Source organism: Streptomyces sp. MI02-7b (assembly GCF_033793585.1).
In the GTDB taxonomy this organism is placed as follows: domain Bacteria; phylum Actinomycetota; class Actinomycetes; order Streptomycetales; family Streptomycetaceae; genus Actinacidiphila.
Map to the genome: position 1 here is coordinate 506,239 of NZ_JARAWX010000003.1, position 6,168 is coordinate 512,406.

Here is a 6,168-nt window from a genome sequence, read left to right on the forward strand (position 1 = left end):
GGGCGTACATGACCACCATGGATATGACGGAGGGCGTGCCGGCCCCCCGGCGCGCCGACGGCACGGGTGCTCCCCTGCTGGAGGTCCGAGACCTGCACGTGGAGTTCCACACCCGGGACGGCGTCGCCAAGGCCGTCAACGGTGTGAACTACACCGTCGAGCCCGGCGAGACGCTGGCGGTGCTGGGCGAGTCCGGTTCGGGCAAGTCCGTGACCGCGCAGGCCATCATGGGCATCCTCGACATGCCCCCTGGCAAGATCCCGCAGGGTGAGATCCTCTTCCAGGGCAAGGACATGCTCAAGATGTCCTCGGAGGAGCGCCGCAAGATCCGCGGCCGGAAGATCGCCATGATCTTCCAGGACGCCCTGTCCTCGCTGAACCCGGTGCTGAGCGTCGGCTACCAGCTGGGCGAGATGTTCCGGGTGCACCAGGGCATGTCCCGCAAGGACGCCAAGACCAAGGCCATCGAGCTGATGGAGCGGGTCCGCATCCCGGCCGCGAAGGAGCGCGTGGGCGACTATCCGCACCAGTTCTCCGGCGGCATGCGCCAGCGCATCATGATCGCCATGGCGCTGGCCCTGGAGCCCGACCTGATCATCGCGGACGAGCCGACCACCGCCCTGGACGTCACCGTCCAGGCCCAGGTCATGGAGCTCCTGGCGGAGCTCCAGCGCGAGTTCAACATGGGCCTGATCCTGATCACCCACGACCTCGGCGTGGTCGCCGACGTCGCGGACAAGATCGCCGTGATGTACGCGGGGCGCATCGTGGAGACCGCCCCCGTGCACGAGATCTACAAGCGTCCGGCCCACCCGTACACCAAGGGCCTGCTGGCGTCGATCCCGCGCCTGGACCAGAAGGGCCAGGAGCTCTACGCGATCAAGGGTCTGCCGCCGAACCTGCTGCACACTCCCAGCGGCTGCGCGTTCAACCCGCGCTGCGAGATGGCGCAGGACATCTGCCGCACCGACGTGCCCAGGCTGGTCCCGGTCACCGAGCGGGACGGCGCCGAGCTGCCGGGCCGCGGCAGCGCGTGCCACTTCTGGAAGGAGACGATCCATGGCTGAGCTCCCCAAGACCGATGAGGCGGCAGCCGAGGTCGTCGAGGCCGCGATCGCCAAGCCGGTCGAGCGCGGCGAGCCGATCCTGCAGGTGCGCAACCTGGTCAAGCACTTCCCGCTGACCCAGGGCATCCTGTTCAAGAAGCAGGTCGGCGCCGTCAAGGCCGTCGACGGCGTCTCCTTCGACCTGTACCAGGGCGAGACCCTGGGCATCGTGGGCGAGTCCGGCTGTGGCAAGTCCACGGTCGCCAAGCTGCTGATGAACCTGGAGCGCGCCACCGCGGGCGAGGTCTTCTACAAGGGCCAGGACATCACCCGGCTGTCCGGGCGGGCGCTCAAGGCCGTCCGCCGGAACATCCAGATGGTCTTCCAGGACCCGTACACCTCGCTGAACCCCCGCATGACGGTCGGCGACATCATCGGCGAGCCCTTCGACATCCACCCGGAGGTGGCCCCCAAGGGCGACCGGCGCCGCAAGGTGCAGGAGCTGCTGGACGTCGTCGGTCTCAACCCGGAGTACATCAACCGGTACCCGCACCAGTTCTCCGGCGGCCAGCGGCAGCGCATCGGCATCGCCCGCGGTCTGGCGCTCAACCCGGAGATCATCATCTGCGACGAGCCCGTCTCGGCGCTGGACGTCTCCGTGCAGGCGCAGGTCATCAACCTGATGGAGAAGCTGCAGGACGAGTTCAACCTGTCCTACATCTTCATCGCGCACGACCTGTCCATCGTCCGGCACATCTCCGACCGTGTCGGCGTGATGTACCTGGGCCGGATGGCCGAGATCGGTACCGACACCGAGATCTACGACCACCCGACCCACCCGTACACCCAGGCCCTGCTGTCGGCGGTGCCGGTGCCGGACCCGGAGGCGCGCGAGCACCGCGAGCGCATCATCCTCACTGGTGACGTGCCCTCCCCGGCCAACCCGCCGTCCGGCTGCCGCTTCCGCACCCGCTGCTGGAAGGCGCAGGACAAGTGCGCCACCGAGGAGCCGCTGCTGGCGATCCCGGAGCGTTTCAAGAGCTCCGAGACCCCGGCCGCGCACAACTCGGCGTGCCACTTCGCCGAGGAGAAGGACGTCGTCCACGCCACGGTCTGAGTACGGCCCGTAGCGCCGGAAGGGCGCCCACGCGATCATCGCGTGGGCGCCCTTCCGCGTGTAACGTCACCGGGCTCCCAGGCGTGTTCCTCAGTGAGAAGCCAGGGACCACGGACAGGGAACGGGGGCCGATGCGCAAGAGGCCGGACGAAGAGGCGTACGCGAGGGCCTGGCAGCGATGGGACCGGCTGACCCGGGAGGGCGACCCGCTGCCCTGGGTCCGCACGGTGGCCCTGCGCCTGGCCGTCTCCAGCTGGCGGCGTACCCGCAACCGTCTGCGGGCCCAACGGCGGCACGGTCCGGTGCCCGACGCGCCCGCGCTCTCGGCGGACCGGGTGGCCCTGGTGGCGGCCCTGCGTGAACTCAGCCCGGACCAACGACGGGTGGTGGTGCTGCACCATCTGCTGGACCTGCCGGTGGAGGAGGTGGCGCGCGAGACGGGGGCGTCCAACGGTGCGGTGCGCACCCGTCTGAGCCGGGCCCGCAAGGCACTCGGCACGCTCCTGACGGACATCGACACGAACGACGAGGGGGTGGCCACGCATGGCTGAGGTCGAGGAGCTGCTGGAGGGCGTCCCGGTACGCCTCGCACCGGCCCAGGCGGTACGGGCCCGGGGCGAGCGACGCCGGGCGCGGCAGCGGCTGGGAGGAGCGGCGGTCGCGGTGGTCGCCGCCCTGGCGGCGGGCATCGGCTCGTGGGCGGCGCAGGGCACGCCGCGGGACACTCCGCCGGCGGCCGTGCGGACGGGGAACCCGTTCATGGTCGGCGGTGTGGTGCGGCTGCTGCCGGGGAACAGTGTGGCCTACTTCAAGACCCGCGCCTGGACCGCCGACGCGGTCACGTCGGACGCGCACGGGCTGCCGTCCGTCGGGCTCGACGGGGTGTGCGGCGGCACGGTCGACGCGGAGCCCGCCGCCGAGCAGCAGTTCGCCCGGACGTACACCGGCAAGGGGGGGCCAGGGCCCGGCACCGTGTCGCCGAGTACGCGGACTCCCGCCTGGCCCGGGAGGCGATCCGGGGGATGAGTGACCGGCTCGCGCAGTGCGGAGTGCGGCAGACCGGGAAGGACGGTACGGAGCGGACCTGGGTCCAGTACGTGGGGACCACGAAGGAGGGCACGCAGCTGCGGGTCAGTGTGGAGCGGGCGGGCGCGTGGGTCTCGGCCGTCGAGATCCAGTTCGCCGCGCGGTCCTGAGGCGGGTGGGGAACGACCCCGCCCCGTCACCGCGGGAGCGGTGACGGGGCGGGAGGGGTGCCGGGAGCCGGCGGGGCTTACTTGGTGTAGCCGATGTTCTCGTAGCGCAGGTCCTGGAAGCCGAAGGCGCCGATGTTGACCAGGTTCTTCTGGACCGCGTAGATGTCGGGGCGCTGGTACAGCGGCAGCAGGTTGGCCTGCTGCCAGATCAGCACGTCGGCCGCGTTGGCGTCCGTGATGGCCTGGGTCGTGTCGGTGTCGGCGGCGGCCTTGTTCATCGCCGCGTCGAGCTCGTCGCTGCCGATGCCGGTGTAGTTCTGCTGGATGTTGTCACCGACGGGCTTGGCGTAGATCGACTTGGTCGACGACACCGGGAAGGCGGTGCCGAGCCAGGAGAAGGCCGTCAGGTCGAAGTTGCCGGTGTTGACGTACTTGTCGAAGAACTCCTGCACCGGGACGGTCTTGATGTTGAGCTTGATGCCGACCGCCTTGAGCATGGGCTGCATCAGCTTGCCCTCGTTGGCGGAGGTGGCGACGGCTGCCGGGATGACGAAGTCCAGCTCGAGGGTCTTGCCGCCCTTCTTGCGGAACTCGCCGTCCTGCTTCCAGCCGGCCTCGTCCAGCAGGCTCTTGGCCTTGGCCTGGTCGAAGACGCCGACGCCGGCGGCGTTGTCCTTGTAGCCCTTCTGGTTGGTGACGAAGAAGTGGTTGTTCAGCGGCTTGGGGTCCCAGTCCAGTCCCTGCAGGTCGGACTGCGCGATGGCGTCGCGGTTCAGGGCCGACATGATGGCCTGCCGGACCTTGACGTCCTTGAGGTTCGCGTGCGCGCCGTTGAACGTGATGTGGCGGTAGTTGGGGCCGGCCGCCTTGCGGATCTCGGCGCCCTTGACCTCCTTGGCCTGCTTGTAGGCGGCCGAGTCGGGGCCCACGTTGAAGAAGCCGATCTCGCCGTTGGCGAAGGCGCCGGCCTGGGCGTCGGCGTCCAGTGCCCGGAAGATGATCTTGTCGAGTATGGCCTTGTTGCCCCACCACTTGTCGTCGCGGACGACGGTGAGGGTCTTGGTGGTCTTGTCGATGCCCTGGAACTTGAACGGGCCCGCGGTGACCGGGATCTTGCCGAGGTAACCGGTGTTGAAGCCGTCCGGGGTGCCGATGACCGAGGCCGGGTAGAGCGGGCTGAACAGGCTCTTCCAGTCACCGAAGGGGCTGTCGAAGGTGACCACGACCTCCTGGTCGGTCTTGCCCTTCGCGACGCTGGAGATCAGCTCGTAGCCGGTGCTGGAGGAGATCTTGTACTTGGGATCCTTGCCGTTCAGCGCCTTCCAGCTGGCCTCGAAGTCCTTCCAGGACATGGCCGTGCCGTCGGACCACTTGGCCTTGGGGTTGATCTCGTAGGTGACGACCTGCTTGCCCGAGCTGTCGTCCACCTTCGCCGAGGTCAGGTAGTCGGGGTTGGGGGACACCGTGCCCGCCGCGTCCGACAGCATGGTGATCGGGATCAGGGAGCGCTCGACGTCGAAGCCGTCCGCGAGCGTGCCGTCGATCTCGTTGTAGTTGAAGTTCTCGGCGATCTCCGCGACCGGCCAGTTGAGGGTGCCGCCCTGCTTGAGCTGGTCGCGGTCGGTGGCCTTGATGTTGTTGGCGCTGGACTTGGGCACCGAGTTGGTCTTGGAGCCGGCGTCCTTCTTTCCGCCGTCGTCGCCGCCGCACGCGGTGAGGACCAGCGCGCCGGCGGTGGCCAGCGCGACCATGACTGCGGACGTACGTGTTCTGTTCAACGAACTCTCTCCTCTAACGGGGTGGGACAACGAAGGGGTCAGACGACAGTGACCGCGGCGGCGTAGTGGCATGCCGCGTTGTGGTCGCCCGCCAGTGCGGAGGGTGACGGGTCCTCGTCGCGGCAGCGGCCGCGTTGGGCCTCGTCGAGGGCGGCGAACTTCGGGCAGCGGTTGCGGAAGCGGCAGCCGGTGGGAACGTCGGTGGGGCTGGGCAGGTCGCCGGTGAGCAGAACGCGCTTGCGCATCCGTTCCCTGCGGGGGTCGGGCAGCGGTACGGCGGAGAGCAGGGCTTGGGTGTAGGGGTGTGAGGGGGCGCCGAAGACGGCTTCGGCGGAGCCGATCTCGACGATGCGGCCGAGGTACATCACGGCGATCCGGTCGGCGATGTGGCGTACGACGGACAGGTCGTGTGCGACGAAGAGGTAGCTGAGGCCGAGGCGGGATTTGAGTTCGTCGAGGAGGTTGAGGACGCCGGCCTGGATGGAGACGTCCAGGGCGGAGACGGGTTCGTCCAGGACGACGAGTTTGGGTTCCAGGGCCAGGGCGCGGGCGATGCTGATGCGTTGGCGTTGGCCGCCGGAGAATTCGGCGGGGAAGCGGTCGACGTGGTCGGGGTCGAGGCCGACCTGGGAGAGCAGTTCGGGTACGCGGGCGGCGATGCGGTCGCGGGACCAGCCGTGGGTTTTGAGTGGTTCGGCGAGGATGTCGCCCACGGGCATGCGGGGGTCGAGGGCGGCCATGGGGTCCTGGAAGACGACTTGCAGGTCGCGGCGCAGGGCTTTGCGGTCGGCGCCTTTGAGGCCGCGGATGTCCTTGCCGAAGACGGTGACGGCGCCGGACTGGCCGGAGGGCAGGTCGAGGATTTCCAGCAGGGTGGTGGTCTTGCCGCAGCCGGACTCGCCGACCAGGCCGAGGGTTTCGCCTTCGCGGATGTCGAAGGTGATGCCGTCGACGGCGCGGACCTCGCCGACGCGGCGTTTGATGACGGCGCCGTGCATCAGCGGGAAGTGCTTGACCAGTCCGCGGACTTC

At 69.0% G+C, this 6,168-nt stretch carries 6 protein-coding genes and 1 pseudogene; 5 read left to right on the forward strand and 2 right to left on the reverse strand.

From position 1 onward, the window contains the following. The first annotated feature begins 8 nt into the window (after positions 1-8). From PV364_RS06955 to PV364_RS06975, 5 genes and pseudogenes are all read left to right on the forward strand, one after another. Complete coding sequence (locus tag PV364_RS06955; protein WP_319658798.1) at positions 9-1,067, forward strand: ABC transporter ATP-binding protein; 1,059 nt, start codon at positions 9-11, stop codon at positions 1,065-1,067. Beyond that, a complete protein-coding gene (locus tag PV364_RS06960) occupies positions 1,060-2,163 on the forward strand; it encodes a dipeptide ABC transporter ATP-binding protein (RefSeq protein ID WP_319658799.1) in 1,104 nt (367 codons plus the stop codon). Before PV364_RS06955 ends, PV364_RS06960 begins: the two co-directional genes overlap by 8 nt. 149 nt (positions 2,164-2,312) lie before the next feature. Further along, positions 2,313-2,714: pseudogene (locus PV364_RS06965) on the forward strand (sigma-70 family RNA polymerase sigma factor); the annotation flags it as partial. Further along, a complete protein-coding gene (locus tag PV364_RS06970) occupies positions 2,707-3,189 on the forward strand; it encodes a hypothetical protein (RefSeq protein WP_319658800.1) in 483 nt (160 codons plus the stop codon). The pseudogene PV364_RS06965 and the gene PV364_RS06970, both read left to right, overlap by 8 nt. Continuing rightward, positions 3,186-3,359 (forward strand): hypothetical protein, encoded by a 174-nt coding sequence (locus PV364_RS06975; protein WP_319658801.1) that lies wholly within the window; start codon positions 3,186-3,188, stop codon positions 3,357-3,359. The genes PV364_RS06970 and PV364_RS06975 overlap by 4 nt, the downstream gene beginning before the upstream one ends. A gap of 77 nt (positions 3,360-3,436) precedes the next feature. Here PV364_RS06975 and PV364_RS06980 read toward each other — a convergent pair whose 3' ends face one another. Together PV364_RS06980 and PV364_RS06985 are read right to left on the reverse strand one after the other, a co-directional pair. Further along, complete coding sequence (locus tag PV364_RS06980; protein ID WP_319658802.1) at positions 3,437-5,137, reverse strand: ABC transporter family substrate-binding protein; 1,701 nt, start codon at positions 5,135-5,137, stop codon at positions 3,437-3,439. A 38-nt stretch (positions 5,138-5,175) separates the two neighbouring features. Next, the coding region (locus PV364_RS06985; protein ID WP_319658803.1) for an oligopeptide/dipeptide ABC transporter ATP-binding protein at positions 5,176-6,168 on the reverse strand (993 nt) is incomplete at its 5' end.

Excerpts from the sequence above, each read along its gene's own strand:
- PV364_RS06975 (WP_319658801.1), top strand. The coding sequence starts at position 3,186 with ATGAGTGACCGGCTCGCGCAGTGCGGAGTGCGGCAGACCGGGAAGGAC.
- PV364_RS06955 (WP_319658798.1), top strand. The coding sequence starts at position 9 with ATGACCACCATGGATATGACGGAGGGCGTGCCGGCCCCCCGGCGCGCC.
- PV364_RS06970 (WP_319658800.1), top strand. The coding sequence starts at position 2,707 with ATGGCTGAGGTCGAGGAGCTGCTGGAGGGCGTCCCGGTACGCCTCGCA.
- PV364_RS06960 (WP_319658799.1), top strand. The coding sequence starts at position 1,060 with ATGGCTGAGCTCCCCAAGACCGATGAGGCGGCAGCCGAGGTCGTCGAG.